This window comes from Rhodococcus sp. 05-2254-2, assembly GCF_002259095.1.
In the GTDB taxonomy this organism is placed as follows: domain Bacteria; phylum Actinomycetota; class Actinomycetes; order Mycobacteriales; family Mycobacteriaceae; genus Rhodococcoides.
On record NZ_NOZJ01000008.1, the window covers coordinates 284,155 to 306,969 of the forward strand.

Here is a 22,815-nt window from a genome sequence, read left to right on the forward strand (position 1 = left end):
AATATTGGCCACTAGGCCAGGATTGATGGAAAGTGCCTGCTGGAGAGCACTGCGATGGAGCTCAGCGACAACACCCCGGCTACGTTGTAGCCATGACCGAAGAGCGCCGGAAGACTCGATACGCGCGTGGCCAGGAGCGCCGCGACGCCCTGGTCGACGCCGCCATCGGCGTGATCGGAACACGCGGACTCGAACGCGTCTCGTTTCGGTCCGTCGCCGACGCCGCGGGCTTCCCGCCGTCGACCACCAGCTATTTCTTCGGCTCGGTCGGCGAACTCATCGATGCCGCGATCACCCGAATCGCCGAGAACGTGACGACCAAGGTCACCGCTCTACTCGACGTTGCGCAGTCCGGTGGACTCACGCGCGACGATCTCGCCGACGCGATCATGGACCTCGTCTCACTGCTGTCTTCACCGGAGGACGACGACTCCCTCGTGCAATTCGAGGCGTACCTCGCCGTACGTAGGCGACCCGAGTTGGCCGATTCGGTGCACCGAATCATGCGGATGATCGAGGAGGCGGCCGAGGCCGCGCTGGGAGCATTCGGCATCGCGGAACCGCATCTACCGGCGCGGCACTTCCTGGCCCTGATCGACGGTTACACCCTGCACGAGATCGCCAGGCCGACACCGGGCGGCAATCGGGCCGAGCTGAAAGACGCTCTGCTCCGCGTACTCGACTCGTACGTGCCGCGGGCCTGAATTCGAGGAGGAACGCGTCAGGTCGTTCCGACGAGAAGCGGCACGATGTTGCGGTGCGCGAACGCGAGCAGATCGTCGTACGTATCGAGCGGGGCGGCGGCGGACGGCGTCAGCAAGATCGAATGCACAATGCGCACAACGATTTCCGGAGCATCCGGCACTGCGAAGGTGTCGGATTCCAGTTCACCCCTGGCAATGTGCGCGGCAGCGTTGATCGCCGGCACGAGCAGTGCCGATGCATTGATGGTCAATTGCTCGAGCACCAACGAGCTCTCGGAATCGAACATCTTGATCAACACCGGATTGGTGCGCACCGAGTCGATCGTCGTCGCGAACCCGTGGGCGGCCCGATCCGCGCGTGACGTCTGTTCCGCAGCCGCAGCCGCCACCGCTACGAACAATCGTGACGACTCCCGCGCCATGACGGCCCGCACCAGGTCGTCCTTGGACCCGATCCGGCGATAGACGGTCACGCGATTGATCCGGGCGCGCTTGGCGACGTCACCGATGGTGGTTCGGGGGATTCCGACCTCGCCGAACAGTTCCAGGGCGGCGTCGAGGATCGGTCCGTCGTCACCGTCTGGATGCATCGGTCGATCCTATCGGCCGTCCACCTCCTGCCAAATGCAACATTGCAACACATACTGTTGCTATGTAGCATCAGGTGATCATCACGGAGAAACGGAGTTCGGAATGTCTCGGAACAAGGCGGTCGACGCGAACGAGCAGTACACGGACGAGTCCTATGCGATCGTCGCGCGCGCAGTGAGATTCGACTGGTCCGGCGTTCCACTCCAGTACATCCCCCACGAGTGGTACGCCACCCACTTCTGGAACGTGATGCACCTGGTCCTGCCCGAGGGAGAACGCGCGATGGCGGACGTGTTCGCTCGCGCGCTGCCGCTCATCGACGACCGACGGCTGCACGAAGAGGTCGTGGGATTCGTCGGCCAGGAAGCAACGCACGCGTCCTCCCACGAGAGTTTCCGCAACTACCTCGTTGCACACGGAGTGGACATCGAACCGATTCTGCAGCGCATTCGCTTCGCCGTCGGTGTGGTGTTCGGCGACCACGGCCTCACCGGCCGCGCAGGAAGAGCTTGGCTGAACGAGCGTCTCGGAATCTACGCAGCGGCAGAGCACTTCACTGCCGTGGTGGGCGAATGGCTGCTCGACAACACCGAATTCGACCGTATCGGCGTCGACCCCACCATGCTGGATCTGCTGCGCTGGCACGGCGCGGAAGAGCTCGAGCACCGCAACGTCGCATTCGACGCGTTCCAGTACGTCGACGGTGGCGGATTCCGCCGTGCCCGAACGGCAGTCGTCGCCAGTGCCGGGTTGGCCGTGCTGTGGTTCAGCACCGCCGCGTACCTGTACAAGAACTCCGTTGCCACGCCGCGTACCGGCAGACGCCGAATCCGGGCTCCCTGGCCGATCGCCTTCGCACGCGCGTCACGCAAGCACTTGATACCGGGTCTGTCGTTCCTGTTCGTACAGCTCGCCCTCTACATCAGCCCGGGCTTCCATCCCTCGAACATGGGCGACATCGACAAGGCCGTGCAGTATCTGGCGATCTCCCCGGCGGCGCTGGCGGCCCAGCAGTGACGACCACAGCGCCTCCGGTACACCGCCATCTGGGCGAGGTCGCCGTGACCGCGCCCGGCATCGGACTACGGGCCGTCGGTGCCGCGTCCCGCCTCTACGCCAAGCTCGTCACCGATTCTTCGATCGTCACGGCCCTGTCCCCGGCTCGGCCGAGGCGAAGCGTCGGATACGAATTCGAGACGGTCGTCGACGAGACGATCGACGAGGCCGAGGACGTTCGCTCACTGTTGTTGTCTCGCAGCGACGGTGCACCGCTCCCTAAGTGGTTGCCCGGCGCGCACATCGACGTCACCACCCCGTCCGGTTCCGTGCGGCAGTACTCGCTCGCCGGCCGCCCCGGCGCAGGTGATCGCTACCGCATCAGTGTCCGCAAGATCCCCGGCGGCACGGCGTCCACCGAGATCCACACCCTCACCCGAGGCGATGTCCTCCGAGTTCGCGGACCCCGCAACGCCTTTCCGATGGCCGAGGCCGAGCACTACCTCTTCGTGGCCGCCGGAATCGGCATCACCCCCATCCGGGCGATGATCGAACGCGCCGCCCAGGACGGGGCGCGGTGGACGCTGTACTACCACGGTCGGTCTCGGGCGAGTCTGCCGTTCGTTGCCGTGCTGCAGCAGTTGGCCCTGACCTCACGTGGTCATGTGATCGTCAAGACCGACGATGTCGACGGACTTCCGATTCCGGCGGACATCGTCGATCTCGGGATGGGCACCTCCGCGATGTATGTCTGCGGGCCTGCGGCACTGTCGAGCAGGCTTCGTGCCGAGGCCCTCTCGAGTACCGCCGTCCGTGGATTCCACACCGAATTGTTCGCGCCCGCAACGGTGGTGGACGGCACGCCGTTCGTGCTGCAGCTCGCCCGCTCCGGCGAGACCGTCGAGGTCGGTGCCCAGGAGACCGCTCTCGACGCCCTCCGTCGATCGAGGCCGGACCAGCCCTATTCCTGCCGCCAGGGCTTCTGCGGAGCGTGCGTTGTCGGTCTCGTCGGCGGACGCGTCGATCACCGTGACCGCGTTCTCGACGCCTCCGAACGCGAAAACTCGCTCACCCTGTGCGTCTCGCGCGGCGCCGTCGACGGCGAAGTTCTCGTCCTCGATCTGTAGAAGGAGCTCGAACTCTCATGACTGCAACACAATCCGGCACGGCCATGCCGCACATCGACGTCGCGATCATCGGCGCGGGATTCGGCGGTCTCGGTGCCGCAATCCGACTCGAGCAGGAAGGCCGCGGCGACTTTCTGATCTTCGAGCGTGACACCGCCGTCGGGGGAACGTGGCACGTGAACACCTATCCCGGTGCGCAGTGCGACATCCCGTCCGCGCTGTACTCGTTCTCGTTCGCGCCCAACCCGGACTGGACGCGGTTGTACCCGCTGCAGCCCGAGATCGAGGCATATCTCAACGACTGCACCGACAGGTTCGGGATCAGGGATCGTATCCGCTTCGGCCACGAGGTACTGGACGCAACCTGGTACGACGAGCAGGCCCGGTGGGTGGTGCGGACGAGTGCAGGAACGTGGTCGGCGCGCATCCTCATCGGAGCCCTCGGGCCGTTCAGCGAACCGGCCACGCCCAGAATCGAAGGCCTGGAATCGTTCTCGGGCAGTGTGTTCCATTCGGCGAAGTGGGACCACGAGCACTCCGCCGAGGGTCGACGCATCGCCGTCATCGGCACCGGAGCATCTGCGGTGCAATTCGTTCCGCGCCTGGCCCCCGAGGCCGCACACCTGACTCTGTTCCAGCGGACGCCGACATGGATTCTTCCGCACCCCGACCGGCCGATCTCCGAATCCGGCAGGTCCATGCTTCGGAAGTACCCCCGGGCCCAGCGGGCCATGCGCCGGGTGTTCGATCTGTTCCAGGAAGCGTTGGTACCCGGACTCATCGGCCATCGCTCGTTGCTGGCACCGCTCACGGCTATGGGGCGTGCCCACCTGCGCCGGCAGGTCAAGGATCCTGTTCTTCGCGAGAAGCTCACGCCCAATTACGAATTCGGCTGTAAGCGACCCACCTTCTCGAACAAGTTCTATCCCGCACTGTGCCGAGAGAACGTCACCGTCGAGACCACCGGCATCGCTCGGATCGTGCCCGAGGGCATCGTCGCCACCGACGGAACCGTGCACGAGGTGGATGCGATCGTTCTCGGGACGGGATTCACCGTGTCCGGCCACACCGGCTTTCGGCGCATCGTCGGCCGCGACGGAAAGTCGTTGGCGGACAAATGGCCCAACGGCGAGATGTTTTCGTACCGGGGTACCACGGTGCACGGGTTCCCGAACTTCTTCATGCTGCTCGGCCCCAACTCGGTGGTGTACACCTCGCAGGTGGTCACCATCGAGGCTCAGGTGAACTACATCCTCGCGGCGTTGCGCGCCATGGACTCCAACGCGATCACGGCGCTCGAAGTGAGCATGCGCGCGCAGTCGACGTTCGCCGAACACACCGACCGCACGCTCGCGGGATCGGTGTGGAACTCGGGCGGGTGCAGCAGCTACTACCTGAGCCCGTCGGGCCGAAACGTGACGTACTGGCCCGGTTCGGTGCGCAACTTCACCCGGCGTATGTCCACGATCGATCTCGGCCACTACCACTGGCGCAGTGTGGATTCGGAGACCGATACCGAGCTCGTGACGACGAAGGACCTCGCATGAAGAACCGAATCGACCTGGCCGACAAAGTGGCGTTGGTGACCGGTGGAGCGCGTGGAATCGGAGCCGCGACGGTCGCGGAATTGGTATCCGCGGGAGCCTCCGTGGCTGTGGTAGATCGAGACTTTCCGCCGGACGCCGCGCGATCCGAACGGATCCTGCTGCTCACCGGAGACGTCACCGATCCCGATGCGATGGCAGACTGCGTGGCCGCGACGGTGAGCGAATTCGGCGGTCTCGACATCGTGATCGCCAACGCCGGCATCACACCCCCGCCCGCCACCATCAGGACCGTCGACCGCGCAGTGTTCGACTCGGTGATGGCCGTGAACTTCGATGGTGTGCTCAACATCGTGCGCGCTGCGGCCGACGAGATCGTCGCGAGCGGCGGCCACATGCTGCTCGTATCGTCCTGTGCCGCTTTCACTCCCGGCATGGGCGGGTCTGCTTACATGGTGAGCAAAGCGGCGGTCGAACAGCTCGGCCGCGCGCTGCGAATCGAACTGGCGGCCGTGGGCGCAACAGCGGGTCTGGCGTACTTCGGTGTGGTGGATACCGATCTGGCCCGCAACACCCTGGACAGCGATCCGATGGGCCGACGGATCGGCGAATTTCTGCCGTGGCCACTGAATCGGCGACTACCCTCGCAACACGCCGCAGAGTTGCTCGTGCATTCGGTCCGCACGCGTCGGGCCCGCATCATCGCGCCGGCCACCTGGACACCGTACTTCTGGCTCCGCGGGGTTCTCAACCCGATTCTGGAACGCAGACTCGTCAAGGACCGCGCGATAGCCGAGATCATCCGGGACCTGGAGAATGCGCATGCCCACTGAGTCTCGCCGGCGCGCGCTGGTGCTAGTCGCTGTCCCCGTCCACGCTCGGTACGTCACTCATGGGCGGTAGCGATCGCGCGCACAGGTCCCTGGCGTCGGTGTCGGGTACTCCGAGGGCGAGCAGAACACCGTAGGCCATCTTGTCGACGGACTCGATGTCGTCTCGATCGGGCTGCTCGAGCAACAACTGGCCGAGGCCGATCAGCGCGCCCGCCACCAACGCCAGAGACAGCTGGAGGTCCGGTACCCGAAAGTAGCCGGCGGCGACGCCGGCCTGGATGTCTCTGGCCGCGCGTGGACCGAGACCGTGTTGCGAGGTGATCAGGTCGGGGCCGGAATGGATGAGTACGCGGCTCAGTTCCGGCTGCAGCCGAAACAGGCGCCCTGCGATTCGGAAGGATCGGGTGAAGGCTTCCGCCGGATCGGCCGAGCTGTCGGTCAGCGAATCGAGATAGTTTCCCAGCAGTTCCAGGGCACCGTCGACCGCGGCCTGGAACAGTTGCTCGCGGCTGACGAAGTGGTTGTAGAAGGACCCCATCCCGACGTCGGCGGCCTGGGTGATCTCCGCGATCGGAGCGTTCAGTTCGCCGCGGGCGATGAATCCTTGTGCCGCTGCGATCAGCGCGCCGCGCGTACGCGCTTTGCGCCGCTCGAGCCGATTCGGGGTCTCTGTCATGTTCCCTACTTCTGTCTGCCGCTGGTCGACGCCCTGACTCTTCCTCACCGCTGACGAATTTGTCAATAATCTTGACTGACAGTGCTGTCATAGGTGACGATATTGTCACCAACGAGGGAGGGCTTCATGGGACACGACGTCGACGGCCACAAGGACATGCACGTGGACCAGGGCGCACTCCCCGGCGAGCACCCCGGTCGCGCGAAAGATCCGATCATCAAGGTTCGAGACATCGCCTGGCTGGAGTTTCGCAAGCCGGATCTGACCAAGGCCGAGGCGTTCGCTGTCGCCTTCGGTTTCACCGTCTCGCTTCGCACTCCGGAGGAGATCCATCTGCGCGGCACGCAGGTCGGCGCACCGTGTGTGATCATCCGCCGCGGCAAGCGAACACGCTTCGTGGGCGCCGCCTTCGCCGCCGCCGACGACGGCGACCTCATGAGATTGGCCGAGGCCACCGGGCAGCGGGTCCAACGGCTCCCCGAGACGCTCGGCGGTGTCGCGGTCACGCTCACCGATCCGGGCGGGCAGCCCGTCCAGGTGGTGTCCGGATACACCGAGCATCCCGAACTTCCCGGTCAGGAAGCGCACACCTACAACTTCGGTGACCCGCGCTTTCGACTCAACGCGACGCAGCGGCCACCGCGTCAGCCCGCCCGAGTCCAGCGCCTGGGACACGTGGTGCTCCAGCGCACCGGCTACCTCCAGAATCTGGACTGGTATCTGCATCACCTCGGCCTGATCGTCAGCGACTTCCTCTACTACGACGGCCAGCGCGATCGCGGTCCGGTGATGAGTTTCATCCGCTGCGATCGTGGCAACACTCCGTCCGATCATCACACTCTCGCAATGACTCTCGGCCCGTCCAACCGGTACGTGCACTCCGCCTACCAGGTGTCCGATCTCGATGCCATCGCCGCGGGCGGCGAGTACCTGACCCAACGTGGGTACCGACATTCGTGGGGCATCGGCAGACACATCCAGGGCAGCCAGATCTTCGACTACTGGCGTGATCCCGACGGTTTCCTGGTGGAACATTTCAGCGACGGCGACATGTTCGACAACTCCCTCGAACCCGGTTGGGCCCCGATGACGGCGTCCGGGCTCGCCCAGTGGGGACCGCCTGCGTCGAAGGACTTCCTCGGAATCGCTCCCAGCAGAGCGTCATTGCACGAACTGAAATCGATCTTCTCCTCACTGCGCAACGACAACGAGTTCGACACCGATCGCCTTCGCGGCCTGATGAAAGTGGCATCCTCATGAGCATCGCTGTACTCCGCACCGCCGACGCGTGGTGGGTCGAAACCCCCGCAGGCGCGTCACGCATCGACACCTCCGCGGTCAGCACCGCCGAGCTCCTCGCCGATCGGCCTGCTATCGAATCCGCTCGCAGTTCGACCGATGTCGTTGCCGTGGAAACACTGTCGTTGATCTCGCCGGTGACGGCACCCTGCCGCGTCATGGCGAACATGACCAACTACGTCTCCCACGTCAAGGACTCGGGGATGAACCCCGACACCGTTCCGCTGACGTTCTTTCGCAAGACCTCCGGTTCCATCAGCGGACCCACCGACGATGTGATCAAGCCGTCGCACGTGAAGCTGCTCGACTACGAAATCGAGATCGGACTGGTGTTCGGCAAGACGCTCACCGTCGGAACCAAGGTCGACGCCTCCAACGTGGCCGAGTACATCGCCGGGCTCGTGCTCACCAACGACGTCTCTGCCCGCGACGTCCAGTTGCCGAAAACTCAGTTCTACGAGGGCAAGTCGTATCCCACCTTCACTCCGGTCGGGCCGCGCCTGGTTCTTCTGGAGGCCGGCGAGTTCGATCGGTTCGGCGAACTCGCACTGACCCTGCGGGTCAACGGCTCCGTGCGACAGGACAGTACGGTCGCCGACATGATCTACCGCCCGGTCGAGTCGCTGAAGGCGCTGAGCAAGTTCCAGCGGATAGACCCGGGCGACCTGCTGCTCACCGGCACTCCCGGTGGAACCGCGTTGAAGGCCCCCGCCAAGCCGATCGAGATGATCGGATCGTTGGTTCCTCCGTCGGTCAAGTGGAAGGTCTTCTTCAAGAAGCAGGCCAAGAATCCCGCGTTCCTGAAAGACGGCGACGTCCTCGAACTGACCTGCTCGACTCCCGACGGAGCCCTCGATCTGGGAGTCCAGCGCACCCGGGTCTCCTACCGATGACCGGTACCGAGTCCGACGGCAGACACTTTCCCGTGGTGATCGTCGGTGCCGGTCCGACGGGCATGACCGCGGCGTTGCTGTTGGGCCGGTACGGCGTGCCCTGCCTCGTGCTGGACCGGTGGGAGGACGTCTACCCTCAGCCGCGGGCAGTCCATCTCGACGACGAGGTGTACCGCATCCTCGGCGATCTGGGCCTGGCCGAGGACTTCGCGGCCATCTCGCGTCCCGGTCGCGGACTGAGGTTGTGCGACAAGCGGATTCACACGCTGGCCGAGTTCGAGCGGGATCCCGACGATCGACCGCACGGCTACCCGCAGGCCAACATGTTCGATCAACCCGAACTCGAGCGTCTGATGCGTTCCCACATCACGCGTTACGACTCCGTGCAGATGCGTGGCGGATGCGAGATCACCGATGTGCAGAACCTGAAGGATTCGGTTCGGGTCCGGTACGACTCGACCGAGGACGGGACGCCACATTGGGTGACCGCCGACTACGTCCTCGGCTGCGACGGTGCCAACAGTGTGGTGCGCAGGTCCATCGGCTCGAAAATGGAGGATCTCGGTTTCGAGCAGCGATGGTTGGTCGTGGATATCGAGACCGACGTCGATCTCGAGCAGTGGGATGGCGTGCACCAGGTGTGCGATTCCGAGCGATCGGCGACGTACATGCGCATCGGCCCCACCCGCTACCGCTGGGAGTTCCGGATGCTCGACGGCGAGACCCTCGACGAGTTCACCGATCTCTCGGCCATCCACCCTTTCATCGCACCGTGGTTCGTTTCCGGCGAGATCCCGGACATGAAGCTGATTCGCAGCGCGGAGTACACCTTCCGTGCACAGGTGGTCGACCGATGGCGTGATCGCCGGGTGTTCCTGCTCGGCGACAGCGCGCATCTGACGCCGCCCTTCATCGGGCAGGGGATGGGCGCAGGACTCCGAGATGCGCGCAATCTGGTCTGGAAGCTCGTCGGCGTGCTCGACGGGCATCTGAAAGAGACCTCGCTCGACAGCTACGAGACAGAACGAAAGACGCACGCCAAGCAGATGATCGAGTTGGCAGTCGCGATCGGATGGGCCATGACCGGCGGCAGCCGGCTCACCGGCATCATGCGCGCGAACATCGCACCCGCCCTCGGCTATCTGCCGTTCATCGGCGAGAAGGTCACCGCCAGCACCACCCCGCCACTCGCTCGATCGCCGTACGTGCTGCGTTCACCCGTGCCGGTTCGCACACTGGCCGGAAAGCTCTGCCCCAACAGCCCGTTGGACGGCGGAGCTCGTCTGGACGACCTCGCACCGGGCCGGTTCCTGTTCGTCTCGTCGACACCCCTGGCCGTCGGGCACCGTCGAGAGATCGAACGCCGCGGAGCCGTCGTCGTCGAGGTTGCGGCGTCGTCGGAGCTGGGGGTCTGGCTGCGCCGCGGCCACGCTGTCGCCGCCATCGTGCGACCGGACCGCACGGTCATGGCGTCGGGCACCTCGGTGCCGTCCCTGCACACCAAAGTGCCGACCACAGCTTTTCGCAGGACAGAATGCCCGGCACCTGTCGCGACGAAGCCGGCACCTACCCGCACCGTGAACAAGAGGCGTAGATGAACACTGCAATTGTCACCGGAGCGACGTCCGGAATCGGCGAGGCCGTCGCCGAGGTTCTGATCGCTCGCGGTTACCACGTCATCGGAACGAGCCGCGACAGCTCCTCGGTGGCCGACCCGATACCCGGCGTCGACTACCGCGACCTGGATCTGACCGACCCGGCATCGATCCGGCGGTTCGCGGACGGCATCGCCGACGCCCCGGTGGATGTGCTGATCAACAACGCAGGCGAAAGCCAGTGCGGCCCACTCGAAGAGCTGCCCATCGACGCGATCACCCGGCTGTTCCAGCTCAACGTCTTCGGAGCGATCGAGTTGACGCAGGCCGTGCTGCCGGGCATGCGAGATCGTGGCAGCGGAAAAATCGTCAACATCGGGTCGATGCTCGCGAGCTTTCCGCTGGCCTATCGCTCGTCGTACGCCGCCACCAAGGCTGCGATCAAGGGGTTCGCCACGGCCGCGCGCTACGAGCTCAAGCCCTACGGAATCGACATCACCACAGTCGAACCCGGGGCCATCGCCACCGGGCTCTCGGCCCGTCGGACCAAGTACTGCGGCCCGCATTCGCCCTACCTCCGTGACTTCACCACGGTGATCTCACAGCTGGACGCCAAAGAGGCCGAGGGAATCACAGCCGAGACCGTCGCTCTCACCGTCCTCAAAGCCGTCGAGGACAAGAAGACGCTGCCCATCTACGCGGTCGGCAGCAATGCTCCGGCGGTGTTCCTCGCCCAGCGATTGCTGCCGCGCACGGTGTTGGAACTGTTCACCGCTCGCGCCTACGGGCTGCCCAGCAAGCGGCCGGTGAACTAGCGAAACAGGTTCGCGACGAACGGAATCGTATCCGCCTGCGACTGCACGAAGGCTCCACTGTGGTCGGTGTTGTAGGCCCGGAACGTCACCGGCTGACCGTTGGCCGTCAGACGGGCGACGTAGGCGGCGGTTGTGGGGAACGGAACGTCGATGTCCTGCAGGCCGTTTCCCATGAAGAACGGCTTGTCGAAACCGGTCTCGGGCATCGCCATGTAGTCGTCGAGGACGGCGGTGAAGTTCGGCAGACCGGTCAGTGGTGCCGTAAAGAAGTCACCGATCGTCACACCGTCGAGTTGTGCCTCGAAGTCCGTCACACACGTCGTCTCGGCCAGATCTGCATACTTCTTCCCGAGCGGGGTCAGGATGTCGTCCAGCCCGAGCTCGGGATGCGCGTAGCGCAGTGACGCGCCGATGTACGCGACGTAGGCGGTCAGGCCCGACGGTAGTACCACCGGCGGTACGCCCGGTCCACCGATCGAGATCAACTTCTCGATGTACGCGGGAGTACCGGTTCCGACGGCCCCGCGGTAGTCGAGATCGGGGCCGCCGAACTCGGTCGCGTACCGAGCGGTGTAGATCGCAGCGCCACCGCCCTGCGATTGGCCGACGGCCACCCAGGATCGCGAGAGGTCCTCGCTGTAGTTGCGGCCCGCCTTGACCATGTCGACCACGTTGTGAGCCGTGGTTCGACCGTCGAGATACGTTGGCAATCCTGGTGTTCCGAGGCCGGCATAGTCACTGGCGACGATGGCGTAGCCCTGCGCGAGCCAGTTCGCCAGGTACGGCAGATCTCGCTCTGCGTAGGTCGGACCGATCAGAGACGGCGCACACGCGTCGCCGAGCCCGGAAGTGCCGTGGGCCCACGAGATCACCGGCCAGCCACCCTCCGGCGCAGTTCCGGGCGGTAGGAAGACGGTGCCGGTGCTCAGAGCCTTCTCACCGAAGGTGTCGGTGGTGACGTAGGTGAGCACCTCGGCCGAGGCCGCGCCGGGAATCCAGAGGTTTCGGTCCAGATCGCGAGTCGAGACGACGTCACCGATCTTCTGAGTGATAGACGGTGCAGCGGAAGCAGGTACGGCCAGCAGCGCCGTCGCCATGCTCGACGCGAGCGCCGCGGCAACTGCGAGGACACCGATCCGACGCCGAGAGTTCACTGGTTCTCCATTTCGTTCGAGTGTGTGAAGCCACCGCGTTCGTCGATGCGCGCCACTTTGTAATACACGACCGCTCCGATCCACACGACGAAGAACGTGCCGACGACGAGTTGGCCGGCCAGATTCAGATCGATGACGGACAACGCGTCCCACAGTCCGCCGGTCAGCCCGTACTGCTCGGCGAGCAGGGTCAAGAGCTGCACCGTGCCGATCACCAGAGCAACGAAGACGGACAGTCCCGTCATCGTCATGTTGTAGTAGATCTTGCGCACCGGCGTCACGAACGCCCAGCCGTACGCCTTGGACATGAAGATGCCGTCGATGGTGTCCATGGTGGTCATGCCCGCGGCGAACAGAACCGGCAGGGCGATGATCGCCATCGGCGGAAGTCCGCCTGCCATGGCCGTCGTGCCTGCGATCGCGAGCAGACCGACCTGGGTGGCGGTATCGAATCCGAGCCCGAACAGCAGACCCAGCGGGTACATCTGCCACGAGTGGTCGATCAGCTTGTCGTAGCGACCTCGGAACAGTCGATTCATCAGCCCACGCTTGGCCAGCAACTCGTCGAGTCCGGCTTCGGTGAACTCACCTCGTTTCGCGCGTCGCCAGACTCCGACGATTCCCGCGAGCACTGCGATGTTCAACGCCGCGATGAGATAGAGGAACGTTCCGGAGACCAGTGTGCCGATGATGCCGCCGACTCCGGCGAATGCGTCCTGGAACGCCGTCGCCCGCGACGCGACGAACGCGATGGCGGCGACGAAGACGAACACGACGGTCGAATGACCGAGTGAGAAGAAGAGCCCGACGGCCAACGGCCGCTTGCCCTTCTGCAGCAGAAAGCGAGTGGTGTCGTCGATGGCGGCGATGTGATCGGCGTCGAACGCGTGCCTGAGCCCGAGGGTGTACGCCAACACGCCGGCTCCGGCGTAGACCAGCGTGCCGTCCGCTCCGGTGAGGTTGTGGATACTCGGAATGGAGTTGTAATGGGTGAACAACCCCCACCCGATCACGTGCAGGGCGGCTACGACTCCGGCCATGGCCAGCAGGCGGGGGATCTCGTCGGGAGTGAATCGACTCTGCCGCCGGCCGACCTCGGCGCGCGATAGCTCACTCGTCATGAAGAACATTGTGACCGACGACAACGAATTACTCTTCCCGCGCAGCCTCGGCCAGGACGCGCGTCGAATCGCGTTCCACGGACCAGTAGGCCAGGAGGGCGAACACTCCCCCGATCGCCAGCAGCGGAAGAAGCGGAATCAGGCCGACGGTGAGTGAATCCGCCGCGTCGGACACCACACCGACCATGAGCGGCCCGACGGCACCGCCCGCAGTCGCGGCGATCTGCAGCATGCCGAATCCGAGACCTCGATCGCGTGCCGGAACCACGTCGGCGACACAGGCGGTGAGCGTGGGAAGGGCGAAGGCCGAGAAGAAGGCGAACACGGTGAGCAGAACGACGAACATCATCGTGGAGTTCATACCGAGCGCGATCGACATGAACACACTTCCCACCAGAATTCCGCTACCGCCCAGCAGTACTCGCCACTGCGCGAGGCTGGTGTCGGCGACGGCTCGACGGGTTGCCATCGCCGCGACGAGCGTGCCGAACACGATTCCCAGCAGTGTCATTCCTCCGCCCGCCGTCGCGGCGGCCGATTCGGACAGGCCGTACCGGCGTTGCAGCAGGCTCGGTAGCCAGAAGGTCAGACCACCGATCGACAGACTCATGACCGTCAGAGCAGCGCCGGTGAACCACAGAGTCCGGATGGGCAGCAGTCGGCGGATCTGGGTGGCAAGCGGTCCGGACGGCGTAGGAATCTGCGCACTCGGGTCTGCGCGGGCCGCCAACCGGTCTGCGTATCCGCGTTCGGGTTCTCTCAGACGTGAGACGAGCACTGCGACAAGCAGTCCCGGGATCGTCATGACCATGAACGCCCCGCGCCAACCCAGCCAGTCCGCCAGCACACCACCCAGGACTATGCCCGCCCCGCCCAGGTACGCCGAGGTTCGCCACCAACCGAACGCAGTGGATCGCGTTGCGGGCGGGTAGAAGTCGGCAAGAAGGCTCGCACTCGCCGGGTTGTCCACGGCCTCCGCGGCGGCAAGACCGACCCGCACGAGGTAGAAGATCAGGAAAGTGGGTGCCAGTGCCGAACCGAGAGTTGCCAGAGACCACAGAACGACGACCCAGGTCACGATCCTGCCGCGATCGTGACGGTCGGCAAGGTATGCAGCCGGTATCGCGAGGACACCCGCGGCGATCGCGGACGCACTGGGCAGCGATCCCGCCACCGCGTCGCCGAATCCCCATTCGTCCTGCAGCTGAGGAAGAACCGCGGCCACGAGGCTGAATTCGATACGGTCCACGAAGGCCACGAGCACCAACACGATCGCCGGTCCCCAGCCGAACGGAAGGACTGCAGAACCGGGCCCGGTTCGCAACGTCCCGATGGTTCGCCAACGATTGCCGCGATCGACCGTCGTACCTCGATCGATACCGGTCGCCATGTGTCGTCCCCCGATTCAGCGTTGTGCGGCAAATGACGAGTGACCCCAGTGTGCACCTTTCCGGAAATTCTCAACATCGGTTGATGTCTCTGTAAATTCCCACGAACATGCTGACAGGTCACAACGCGGAAGCGGACATTCATGGCTCTCGCCACGGCACGATGAGACGGCCGGAAACGAAAAGAATTGGGACGGTGTTCATGTCACGGGTGAGAATCGCGATGTGCTTGCTCGCGGGGTTGGGTTCCTTCGCGATCGTCGTCGCTCTACTTCTGCCCACCCTCGTGTACGACCGCCTGGCGGTGACTCCACTCGACATCGACGCCACCACGGTGGCCACCACCACGGACGGTGCGGGCGGTGAGGTCCTCGACTCGACGACGATCACCGGACCCGGCCCCCTGTCCATCGCGACGGATGTTCCCCTCGTTCTTCAGCGGTACATCACCGTGGAGGATCCCTCCGACGCAGACCGCGTCACCTTCCAGGTGGGAGCCACCGTGAGGCGCGCCGACCGCGACGGTGACGCGGGCCTGCTCACCGCCTCGGTGGATCGCGTGACGAGCGACCGGCGCACCGGACTACCCGTCGAGCCCGCCGGATCCTTGCAGACCACAGTCGACTCGCCGGCCATTCCTCTGCCGCGCAACGGCTTACAGCATCGCTTTCCCTTCGATACCCAGCCGATCACGTACACGGTCTACGACGCGACTGCGTGGACGAGCTTCGAGGCGAACTTCGTCGAGGAGCTCACCATGGAGGGGCTGCCGATCTATCACTTCCGATCGATCGTGACCGAGGCCGACCTCTCGACCACCACGCAGTCGCCGATCAACTCGGTGACCCTCCCGGCTTCGAAGTGGGGATTGGGCGACGGGGACGAGCCGATCACGATGAAGCGCTGGTACTCGAACGTGCGCGACATCTACGTCGAGCCCACGAGCGGGAGCCTGGTGTGGGGACAGGAAACGCCGTACCAGTACTTCGCGAGAGATCCGAAGGTCCCCGAGGTGACGATCTTCAAGGCGTCTCTCGCCCTGGACGAGACGGGTCGGCTCGAGCAGGTGGCCTCGGCTCGCGACGCGGCCAACAAGTTGGAGTGGGTGACCTCCCGCGGACCGCTCCTGGGATACGCGGTCGGTGGAGTGTGCCTCGTCGGTGCCGTTGCCGCCGGAGTGATCGGATCCCGTCGCGCTCGTCCGCCCGAGCCCACCCGCCGACATGCGGAGAAAGCCGAGCGCGCGTCGGTGTAGGTGGACGCTCAGGTCGATGCTGTGCGGCTCGGCGCAGCAACCCCCAACGCCCCCAGCGCCATTGCCCGCAGCACCGGACGAGCGTTCTTCGACGGAGTACGCCCCGCACTGTAGGGCGTCGAGTTGATCAGACCGAAGACCGCGTGCGCCGTGGTTCGCGCGTCGGACTCGTTCGATTCCGGGTCGACGGCACACAGCACCTCGACCCACAGTTCCACGTACTCGCGCTGCATTCGGCGCACCTTGCGGCGCGCACCCTCCGGAAGACTCTGCAGGTCGCGATCCTGGATTCTGATGAATGCCGGTGTGTCGAAGGCGAAGTCGAGGTGGAACTCGACCAATGCGGACACGGTGTCCGCGGCGACCTCACCACGATCGACCACCGCACGGCCACCGTCGAGCAGATACTCCGAGATCCCGACCATCAACTCGACGAGCACGGCCTCCTTGTTGGGGAAGTGCCGGTAGACGGCCGGTCCGCTGACACCGACGGCCGCGCCCAGATCCTCGAGTCGCACCGAGGTGAACCCGCGTTCGGCGAACAGTGATGCTGCAGCGCCCAGCAACTGCTGCCGACGCTCGGCCTTGCGTTGCTGACGCACGGTCGTCGGTTTCGCTTCCGACTCCTGCACCGTCACCTCCTCGACTCTGGACACTCAGTTAATCGTAGTTTACTATCGTGTCAGTTATCAACGATTAACTGAACTTTTGTGACACTGACGTTCAACCCCTTAAGGCGTGCACCTCATGGCGATCGACACAGCTGCCAACCGGGCAGATCACGAACTTCTCACCAGTGAGCTCGCAGAAAAGCTGGCCACTGCTGCCCGCGGCGGGAGCGAGAAGTCTCGGGAACGGCACATCGCCCGCGGCAAGCTCCTCCCCCGCGACCGCGTCGACGAGCTTCTCGACCCCGGCAGCCCGTTCCTCGAGATCTCACCGTTGGCCGCCAACGGCCTCTACGACGACGAGTGCCCCGGTGCCGGCGTGATCGCCGGCATCGGCCGCGTCTCCGGTCGCGAATGCGTGATCATCGCCAACGACGCCACCGTCAAGGGCGGCACCTACTACCCGATGACGGTGAAGAAGCATCTACGCGCGCAGGAGATCGCACTGCAGAACACTCTGCCGTGCATCTACCTCGTCGACTCCGGCGGCGCATTCCTTCCGCGCCAGGACGAGGTCTTTCCCGACCGCGACCATTTCGGCCGCATCTTCTTCAATCAGGCGACCATGAGCGCCAAGGGAATTGCGCAGATTGCTGCCGTCATGGGCTCGTGCACAGCAGGCGGTGCCTACGTACCGGCGATGAGCGACGAGGCGATCATCGTCAAGAACCAGGGCACCATCTTCCTCGGCGGCCCGCCACTGGTGAAGGCCGCGACCGGCGAGGTCGTCACCGCAGAGGAACTGGGCGGCGGTGATCTGCACTCGAAGATCTCCGGCGTCACCGACCATCTGGCCGAGGACGATCGAGACGCGCTGCACCGCGTCCGCCGCATCGTCTCCACCCTCGGACCCCGCACTCCGCGGCCGTGGGACCTTCTTCCCACACGCGCACCGGTAGCCGAACAGACCGATCTCTACGACGTCGTCCCCACCGACCCACGCACTCCCTACGACGTGCGTGAGGTGATCGGCCGCGTCGTCGACGCGGGTCGATTCGACGAGTTCAAAGCCGAATACGGCAAGACGCTCGTCACCGGATTCGCGCACGTCCACGGCCACCCCGTCGGGATCGTCGCCAACAACGGCGTTCTGTTCGCCGAATCCGCCATGAAGGGCGCCCATTTCATCGAGCTGTGCGACAAGCGCAGCATCCCCTTGGTGTTCCTGCAGAACCTGTCCGGCTTCATGGTCGGCCGTGACTACGAGGCAGGCGGTATCGCCAAACACGGTGCCAAGATGGTGACGGCAGTGGCGTGCGCGCGGGTTCCCAAGATCACCGTCGTCATCGGCGGTTCCTACGGTGCAGGCAACTACTCGATGTGCGGCAGAGCGTATTCGCCCCGCTTCCTGTTCATGTGGCCCAACGCTCGAATCTCGGTGATGGGCGGCGAGCAAGCAGCGTCGGTGCTCGCCACGGTGCGCAGCGAACAACTCGACGCTGCCGGTCGGCCGTGGAGTGACGAGGACCAGGAATCGTTCAAGGCTCCCATCCGTGACCAGTACGAAAGTCAGGGCAACCCTTACTATTCGACGGCCCGCCTGTGGGACGACGGCATCATCGACCCGGCCGATACCAGGCAGGTTCTCGGACTGGCCCTCTCGGCGTGCGCCAACGCGCCGCTCGAGCCGGTCTCCTACGGCGTTTTCAGGATGTGAGAGATATGACCACGATGATCGACACCGTTCTGATCGCCAACCGCGGCGAGATCGCCGTGCGGGTGGCACGAACACTGCGCCGCATGGGAATTCGCGCCGTCGCCGTGTACAGCGATGCCGACGCCGATGCCCGGCACGTCCGTGAGGCCGACACCGCCGTACGACTCGGACCCGCGAACGCTCGCGAGAGTTACCTCGACATCGCCAAGGTGATCGCGGCTGCGAAAAGTACAGGCGCGCAGGGCATTCACCCCGGATACGGCTTTCTCTCCGAGAACTCCGAGTTCGCAACCGCCTGTGCCGAAGCCGGAATCGCATTCCTCGGGCCCCCGGCGAAAGCCATCGAAGTGATGGGCGACAAGATCGCCGCGAAGGCTGCCGTCAGCGCATTCGGCGTACCCGTCGTTCCGGGAATCTCCCGCCCCGGCCTCACCGACGCCGACCTCGTCGCCGGCGCGCCGGACGTCGGATTCCCGGTACTCGTCAAACCCTCCGCCGGTGGCGGCGGCAAGGGCATGCGTCTGGTCGAGCGTGCCGAGGATCTGCCCGCAGCGTTGACGAGCGCTCGCCGGGAGGCGGCCTCGTCCTTCGGAGACGACACCCTCTTCCTCGAGCGATTCGTGTTGCGGCCCCGGCACATCGAGGTACAGATCCTCGCCGACGGACACGGCAATGTCATCCACCTCGGCGAACGCGAATGCAGTCTCCAGCGCAGGCACCAGAAGGTCATCGAGGAGGCTCCGTCTCCCCTGCTCGACGAAGCAACCCGCGCACGCATCGGCGAGGCCGCCTGCAACACTGCCCGCAGTGTCGACTACTCCGGTGCCGGCACAGTCGAGTTCATCGTCTCGGCCGATCGCCCCGACGAGTTCTTCTTCATGGAGATGAATACTCGTCTTCAGGTCGAGCACCCGGTCACCGAGATGGTCACTGGTCTCGACCTCGTCGAGTGGCAGGTTCGGGTGGCATCGGGCGAACCCCTCACTCTCGCGCAGGACGACATCAGGCTCACCGGACATGCCATCGAGGCCCGCGTCTACGCCGAGGACCCCGGCCGCGGATTCCTCCCCACCGGCGGTGCCGTCGTCGGATTGCGTGAGCCCTCTGCGCCGGGGATTCGCGTCGACTCCGGCCTTGCCGTCGGAACGGAGGTGGGCAGCAACTACGACCCCATGCTCTCCAAGGTCATCGCGCACGGCCCCGATCGCGCGACCGCATTGCGCAGCCTCGATCGTGCACTGGCCGACACCGCAGTACTCGGGGTGGTCACCAACATCGAGTTCGCTCGGTTCCTGCTCGCCGACAACGATGTTCGTGCCGGTAATCTCGACACCGGGCTGCTCGACCGCCGTGTCGAGGATTTCGTGGCCGCCGAGGCCACCGACGAGGCGCTGATCGCCGCCGCCGCAGTGCAGTGGCTCGACGCGTGGCAGACCGCGGATCAGGACATCTGGGCAGCACCGTCGGGCTGGCGAGTCGGCGCGCACGCGTCGTTCCATCGTCGCCTCGCGTCCGGAGGTCGGACGGCGCACGTAGCGATCACCGGCACGACAACCGCGGCCACCGTCGTCGTCGACGACGGATCGCCGCGCGCCTTGCGGACAACGGCCACCGAGAATTCAGTGGATCTGGTGCTCGACGGTCTACGCGAATCGATGACCTTCGCCCGAAGCGCCTCGGCAACATGGATTTCCAGCTCCCGAGGCACCTGGCGAGTCGACCGGATCGCCGAGGCGAGCGTCCGCGAGGACGACGCGCACTCCGGCGACGCCGAGATCCTCTCGCCCATGCCGGGCTCCATCATCGCGATCGGAACAACCACGGGCAGCGCCGTCAGCGCGGGTACGGCCATCGTCGTCGTCGAGGCGATGAAGATGGAACACACCCTCACCACCCCGATCGACGGCACCGTCGAACTGACTGTCGCAGTGGGAGATCAGGTCCGCGTCGACCAGCTCCTCGCCCGAATCGTCCCCAACCACACCGAACAGGACCCATCATGACCGATCATCTGTCGTCCGCGAATCTGCCCGACGAGTACCAGCAACTGGTCAAATCCGTTGCCGACTTCACCCGAACGGTCGTGGCCCCGGTCTCGGCGAAACACGATGCCGAGCATTCCTTTCCGTACGAGGTCGTCGCCGGGATGGCCGAGATGGGCCTGTTCGGTCTGCCCTTCCCCGAGGAGTTCGGCGGCATGGGCGGCGACTACTTCGCCCTGTGCCTGGCCCTCGAGGAGCTCGGCAAAGTCGACCAGAGCGTCGCAATGACACTCGAAGCCGGCGTCTCCCTCGGCGCAATGCCCGTCTACCGCTTCGGCAACGACGCACAGAAGCAGCAGTGGCTCCCCAAGCTCACCGCAGGCAAGGCCCTGGCCGCGTTCGGTCTCACCGAGCCCGGTGCCGGCAGCGACGCGGGCGGCACCAAGACCACCGCCAAGCGTGACGGCAACGACTGGATCATCAACGGCAGCAAGCAATTCATCACCAACTCCGGCACCGATATCACCGAACTGGTGACCGTCACCGCAGTGACCGGCGTCGACGAGGCGACCGGACGCAAGCAGATCTCCTCGATCCTCGTTCCCACCGACACCCCCGGCTTCGTCGCCGAACCGGCCTACAACAAGGTCGGCTGGAACGCCTCCGACACCCACCCGCTCAGCTTCACCGATGTACGAGTCCCGCAGGAAAATCTGCTCGGCCAGGAAGGCCGCGGGTACGCCAACTTCCTGCACATCCTCGACGAGGGCCGCATCGCGATCGCCGCAGTATCGGTCGGTGCCGCACAGGGTTGCGTGGACGAGAGCGTCAAGTACGCCAAGGAGCGTGAGGCCTTCGGCAGCCCGATCGCCCGCAACCAGGCGATCTCGTTCAAGATCGCCCGCATGGAGGCCCGCGCCCACACCGCCCGAACCGCGTACTACGACGCGGCAGCACTGATGTTGGCGGGCAAGCCGTTCAAGAAGGCTGCGTCCATCGCCAAGCTCGTCGCCTCCGAGGCCGCAATGGACAACGCACGCGACGCGACGCAGATCCACGGCGGCTACGGCTTCATGAACGAATACGTCGTCGCACGGCACTACCGCGACAGCAAGATCCTCGAAATCGGCGAAGGCACCACCGAGGTTCAACTGATGCTCATCGCACGGAGCCTGGGACTATGAGCGACAAGCGAATTCGCCAGCGGGGCCTGTGGTTCGAGGAGATGGAACTCGGCACAATCTACGAACACCGACCCGGCCGCACCATCACCGAGGCCGACAACACCCTGTTCACCACACAGACGATGAACACGCAAGCACTGCATCTCGATGCAGCCTACAGCGAGTCGACGCCGTTCGGGCAGCGCCTGGTGAACTCGATGTTCACGGTCTCCACTGTCGTGGGCTTGTCGGTCGCCCAACTGACGCAGGGAACTATTGTTGCGAACCTCGGTTTCTCGGAGGTGTCGTTCCCCAAGCCGCTGTTCCACGGCGACACCCTCTACGCCGAGACCGTGATCTCGGACAAGCGCGAATCGAAATCCCGCCCCGGCGAGGGCATCGTGACATTCACCCACACCGGTCGAAACCAACACGGGGACGTCGTCGCGATCGCCGTCCGCAAGACGCTCGTCCGGATGCAACCACCGGAGGAGGCGTCGTGACCTGGGTTCCGCCGGGGCCCGCGTGGTTGTTCTGCCCGGCAGACCGCCCCGAGCGCTACGAAAAGGCCGCAGCACGAGCGGATGTCGTCATCCTAGACCTGGAGGATGCGGTCGGGGCGGCGGACAAGGCGGGTGCTCGTGAGTCCGTCCTGTCGACCCCCCTGGATCCGGCGCGCACCATCGTCCGCGTCAACGCGCACGGCACCGACGATCAGGCTGCGGACCTCGCGGCGTTGCAGCAGACCGAGTACACCACCGTCATGCTCCCCAAATGTGAATCGGCCGAACAGATTGCGGCACTGGCTCCGTTGAATGTCGTCGCGCTGATCGAGTCCCCGCTCGGCGCGATGACGGTGTTCGACTCCCTCGCCGCCGACAATGCGATCGGTGCCATGTGGGGTGCCGAGGATCTGGTGGCCGCCATGGGTGGCAACTCGAGCAGGCATTCCAACGGTCAGTATCGTGCTGTGGCGCAGCATGTTCGGTCGCAGACGCTGCTTGCAGCCAAGGCACGCGGGGTGTTCGCGTTGGACTCGGTGTTCCTCGACATCCCCGATCTCGACGGTGTCCGCGCGGAGTCCGAGGATGCCGTGGCTATCGGCTTCGACGGAAAAGTGGCCATTCATCCGAGCCACATCCCCGTCGTTCGCCAGGCCTATGCGCCCACCGCCGAGGAACTCGAGTGGGCCACCGACGTGCTCGACGCCGTAGCCCAGAACCGTGGCGTGTTCACCTTCCGTGGCCAGATGGTCGACGCCCCGGTACTCGCGCATGCTCGACGCATCGTCGCACGGAGGCCGTCGTAGGCCTATCGTTGCAGACGCCGTTAATTGCCGGCGCGGTATGGTGGG

The 22,815-nt window shown here is 65.0% G+C and carries 21 protein-coding genes; 15 read left to right on the plus strand and 6 right to left on the minus strand.

Annotated elements, in window-relative coordinates; genetic code table 11:
• Positions 1–92: 92 nt before the first annotated feature.
• Positions 93–704: a TetR/AcrR family transcriptional regulator gene (locus CH283_RS11430; protein ID WP_094638872.1), complete on the plus strand. Its 612-nt coding sequence runs from the start codon at positions 93–95 to the stop codon at positions 702–704.
• Between the two features lie 17 nt (positions 705–721).
• On the opposite strand, the gene CH283_RS11435 is transcribed toward CH283_RS11430, so the two are convergent.
• The gene (locus tag CH283_RS11435; protein WP_094638873.1) at positions 722–1,294 is read right to left on the minus strand and encodes a TetR/AcrR family transcriptional regulator; all 573 of its coding nucleotides are present in this window, start codon (positions 1,292–1,294) and stop codon (positions 722–724) included.
• Positions 1,295–1,397: 103 nt separating this feature from the next.
• On the opposite strand from CH283_RS11435, the gene CH283_RS11440 reads away from it, so the two are divergent.
• The 4 genes from CH283_RS11440 to CH283_RS11455 are packed head-to-tail and all read left to right on the plus strand — an operon-like array spanning position 1,398 to position 5,795.
• Entirely contained in the window at positions 1,398–2,312 is a 915-nt protein-coding gene (locus CH283_RS11440; protein WP_094638874.1) for a metal-dependent hydrolase, read from the plus strand.
• Positions 2,309–3,418, plus strand: a complete 1,110-nt coding sequence (locus CH283_RS11445; protein ID WP_255183183.1) for a PDR/VanB family oxidoreductase — start codon at positions 2,309–2,311, stop codon at positions 3,416–3,418. Before CH283_RS11440 ends, CH283_RS11445 begins: the two co-directional genes overlap by 4 nt.
• 17 nt (positions 3,419–3,435) lie before the next feature.
• Positions 3,436–4,965 carry a flavin-containing monooxygenase gene (locus tag CH283_RS11450; protein ID WP_094638875.1) on the plus strand — a complete coding sequence of 510 codons (1,530 nt, stop codon included), beginning with the start codon at positions 3,436–3,438 and terminating at the stop codon, positions 4,963–4,965.
• Entirely contained in the window at positions 4,962–5,795 is an 834-nt protein-coding gene (locus tag CH283_RS11455; protein WP_094638876.1) for an SDR family NAD(P)-dependent oxidoreductase, read from the plus strand. The genes CH283_RS11450 and CH283_RS11455 overlap by 4 nt, the downstream gene beginning before the upstream one ends.
• 22 nt (positions 5,796–5,817) lie before the next feature.
• Here CH283_RS11455 and CH283_RS11460 read toward each other — a convergent pair whose 3' ends face one another.
• Positions 5,818–6,471, minus strand: coding sequence for a TetR/AcrR family transcriptional regulator (locus tag CH283_RS11460; RefSeq protein WP_094638877.1), 654 nt, complete (start codon positions 6,469–6,471; stop codon positions 5,818–5,820).
• A gap of 126 nt (positions 6,472–6,597) precedes the next feature.
• Here CH283_RS11460 and CH283_RS11465 point away from each other — a divergent pair, with 126 nt between their 5' ends.
• Genes CH283_RS11465 through CH283_RS11480 form a run of 4 tightly spaced genes read left to right on the plus strand, consistent with a single transcriptional unit; the run spans position 6,598 to position 11,073 of the window.
• On the plus strand, positions 6,598–7,731 hold the full coding sequence (locus CH283_RS11465) for a VOC family protein (RefSeq protein ID WP_094638878.1): 1,134 nt from the start codon (positions 6,598–6,600) through the stop codon (positions 7,729–7,731).
• Positions 7,728–8,663, plus strand: coding sequence for a fumarylacetoacetate hydrolase family protein (locus CH283_RS11470; RefSeq protein WP_094638879.1), 936 nt, complete (start codon positions 7,728–7,730; stop codon positions 8,661–8,663). The genes CH283_RS11465 and CH283_RS11470 overlap by 4 nt, the downstream gene beginning before the upstream one ends.
• Positions 8,660–10,261 (plus strand): bifunctional 3-(3-hydroxy-phenyl)propionate/3-hydroxycinnamic acid hydroxylase MhpA, encoded by a 1,602-nt coding sequence (gene mhpA / locus CH283_RS11475; RefSeq protein WP_094638880.1) that lies wholly within the window; start codon positions 8,660–8,662, stop codon positions 10,259–10,261. The genes CH283_RS11470 and mhpA overlap by 4 nt, the downstream gene beginning before the upstream one ends.
• Positions 10,258–11,073 (plus strand): SDR family oxidoreductase, encoded by an 816-nt coding sequence (locus CH283_RS11480; protein WP_094638881.1) that lies wholly within the window; start codon positions 10,258–10,260, stop codon positions 11,071–11,073. Before mhpA ends, CH283_RS11480 begins: the two co-directional genes overlap by 4 nt.
• Here CH283_RS11480 and CH283_RS11485 read toward each other — a convergent pair.
• The 3 genes from CH283_RS11485 to CH283_RS11495 are packed head-to-tail and all read right to left on the minus strand — an operon-like array spanning position 11,070 to position 14,738.
• The gene (locus CH283_RS11485) at positions 11,070–12,170 is read right to left on the minus strand and encodes a lipase family protein (RefSeq protein ID WP_255183216.1); all 1,101 of its coding nucleotides are present in this window, start codon (positions 12,168–12,170) and stop codon (positions 11,070–11,072) included. The two genes, CH283_RS11480 and CH283_RS11485, sit on opposite strands and share 4 nt — an antisense overlap.
• Positions 12,171–12,223: 53 nt before the next feature.
• Positions 12,224–13,348 (minus strand): HoxN/HupN/NixA family nickel/cobalt transporter, encoded by a 1,125-nt coding sequence (locus tag CH283_RS11490; protein WP_094638977.1) that lies wholly within the window; start codon positions 13,346–13,348, stop codon positions 12,224–12,226.
• Positions 13,349–13,376: 28 nt separating this feature from the next.
• Positions 13,377–14,738, minus strand: coding sequence for an MFS transporter (locus CH283_RS11495; protein WP_094638883.1), 1,362 nt, complete (start codon positions 14,736–14,738; stop codon positions 13,377–13,379).
• Positions 14,739–14,938: 200 nt separating this feature from the next.
• On the opposite strand from CH283_RS11495, the gene CH283_RS11500 reads away from it, so the two are divergent.
• The gene (locus CH283_RS11500; RefSeq protein ID WP_176460217.1) at positions 14,939–15,991 is read left to right on the plus strand and encodes a DUF3068 domain-containing protein; all 1,053 of its coding nucleotides are present in this window, start codon (positions 14,939–14,941) and stop codon (positions 15,989–15,991) included.
• An 8-nt stretch (positions 15,992–15,999) separates the two neighbouring features.
• Here CH283_RS11500 and CH283_RS11505 read toward each other — a convergent pair whose 3' ends face one another.
• On the minus strand, positions 16,000–16,647 hold the full coding sequence (locus CH283_RS11505) for an SACE_7040 family transcriptional regulator (protein ID WP_094638885.1): 648 nt from the start codon (positions 16,645–16,647) through the stop codon (positions 16,000–16,002).
• 91 nt (positions 16,648–16,738) lie between these two features.
• On the opposite strand from CH283_RS11505, the gene CH283_RS11510 reads away from it, so the two are divergent.
• The 5 genes from CH283_RS11510 to CH283_RS11530 are packed head-to-tail and all read left to right on the plus strand — an operon-like array spanning position 16,739 to position 22,770.
• Positions 16,739–18,316, plus strand: a complete 1,578-nt coding sequence (locus tag CH283_RS11510; protein WP_094638886.1) for a carboxyl transferase domain-containing protein — start codon at positions 16,739–16,741, stop codon at positions 18,314–18,316.
• 5 nt (positions 18,317–18,321) lie between these two features.
• Positions 18,322–20,319, plus strand: a complete 1,998-nt coding sequence (locus CH283_RS11515; protein ID WP_094638887.1) for an acetyl/propionyl/methylcrotonyl-CoA carboxylase subunit alpha — start codon at positions 18,322–18,324, stop codon at positions 20,317–20,319.
• On the plus strand, positions 20,316–21,482 hold the full coding sequence (locus CH283_RS11520; protein ID WP_094638888.1) for an acyl-CoA dehydrogenase family protein: 1,167 nt from the start codon (positions 20,316–20,318) through the stop codon (positions 21,480–21,482). The genes CH283_RS11515 and CH283_RS11520 overlap by 4 nt, the downstream gene beginning before the upstream one ends.
• Positions 21,479–21,964, plus strand: coding sequence for a MaoC family dehydratase (locus CH283_RS11525; RefSeq protein ID WP_094638889.1), 486 nt, complete (start codon positions 21,479–21,481; stop codon positions 21,962–21,964). Before CH283_RS11520 ends, CH283_RS11525 begins: the two co-directional genes overlap by 4 nt.
• Complete coding sequence (locus CH283_RS11530) at positions 21,961–22,770, plus strand: HpcH/HpaI aldolase/citrate lyase family protein (RefSeq protein ID WP_094638890.1); 810 nt, start codon at positions 21,961–21,963, stop codon at positions 22,768–22,770. Before CH283_RS11525 ends, CH283_RS11530 begins: the two co-directional genes overlap by 4 nt.
• Positions 22,771–22,815: the final 45 nt, after the last annotated feature.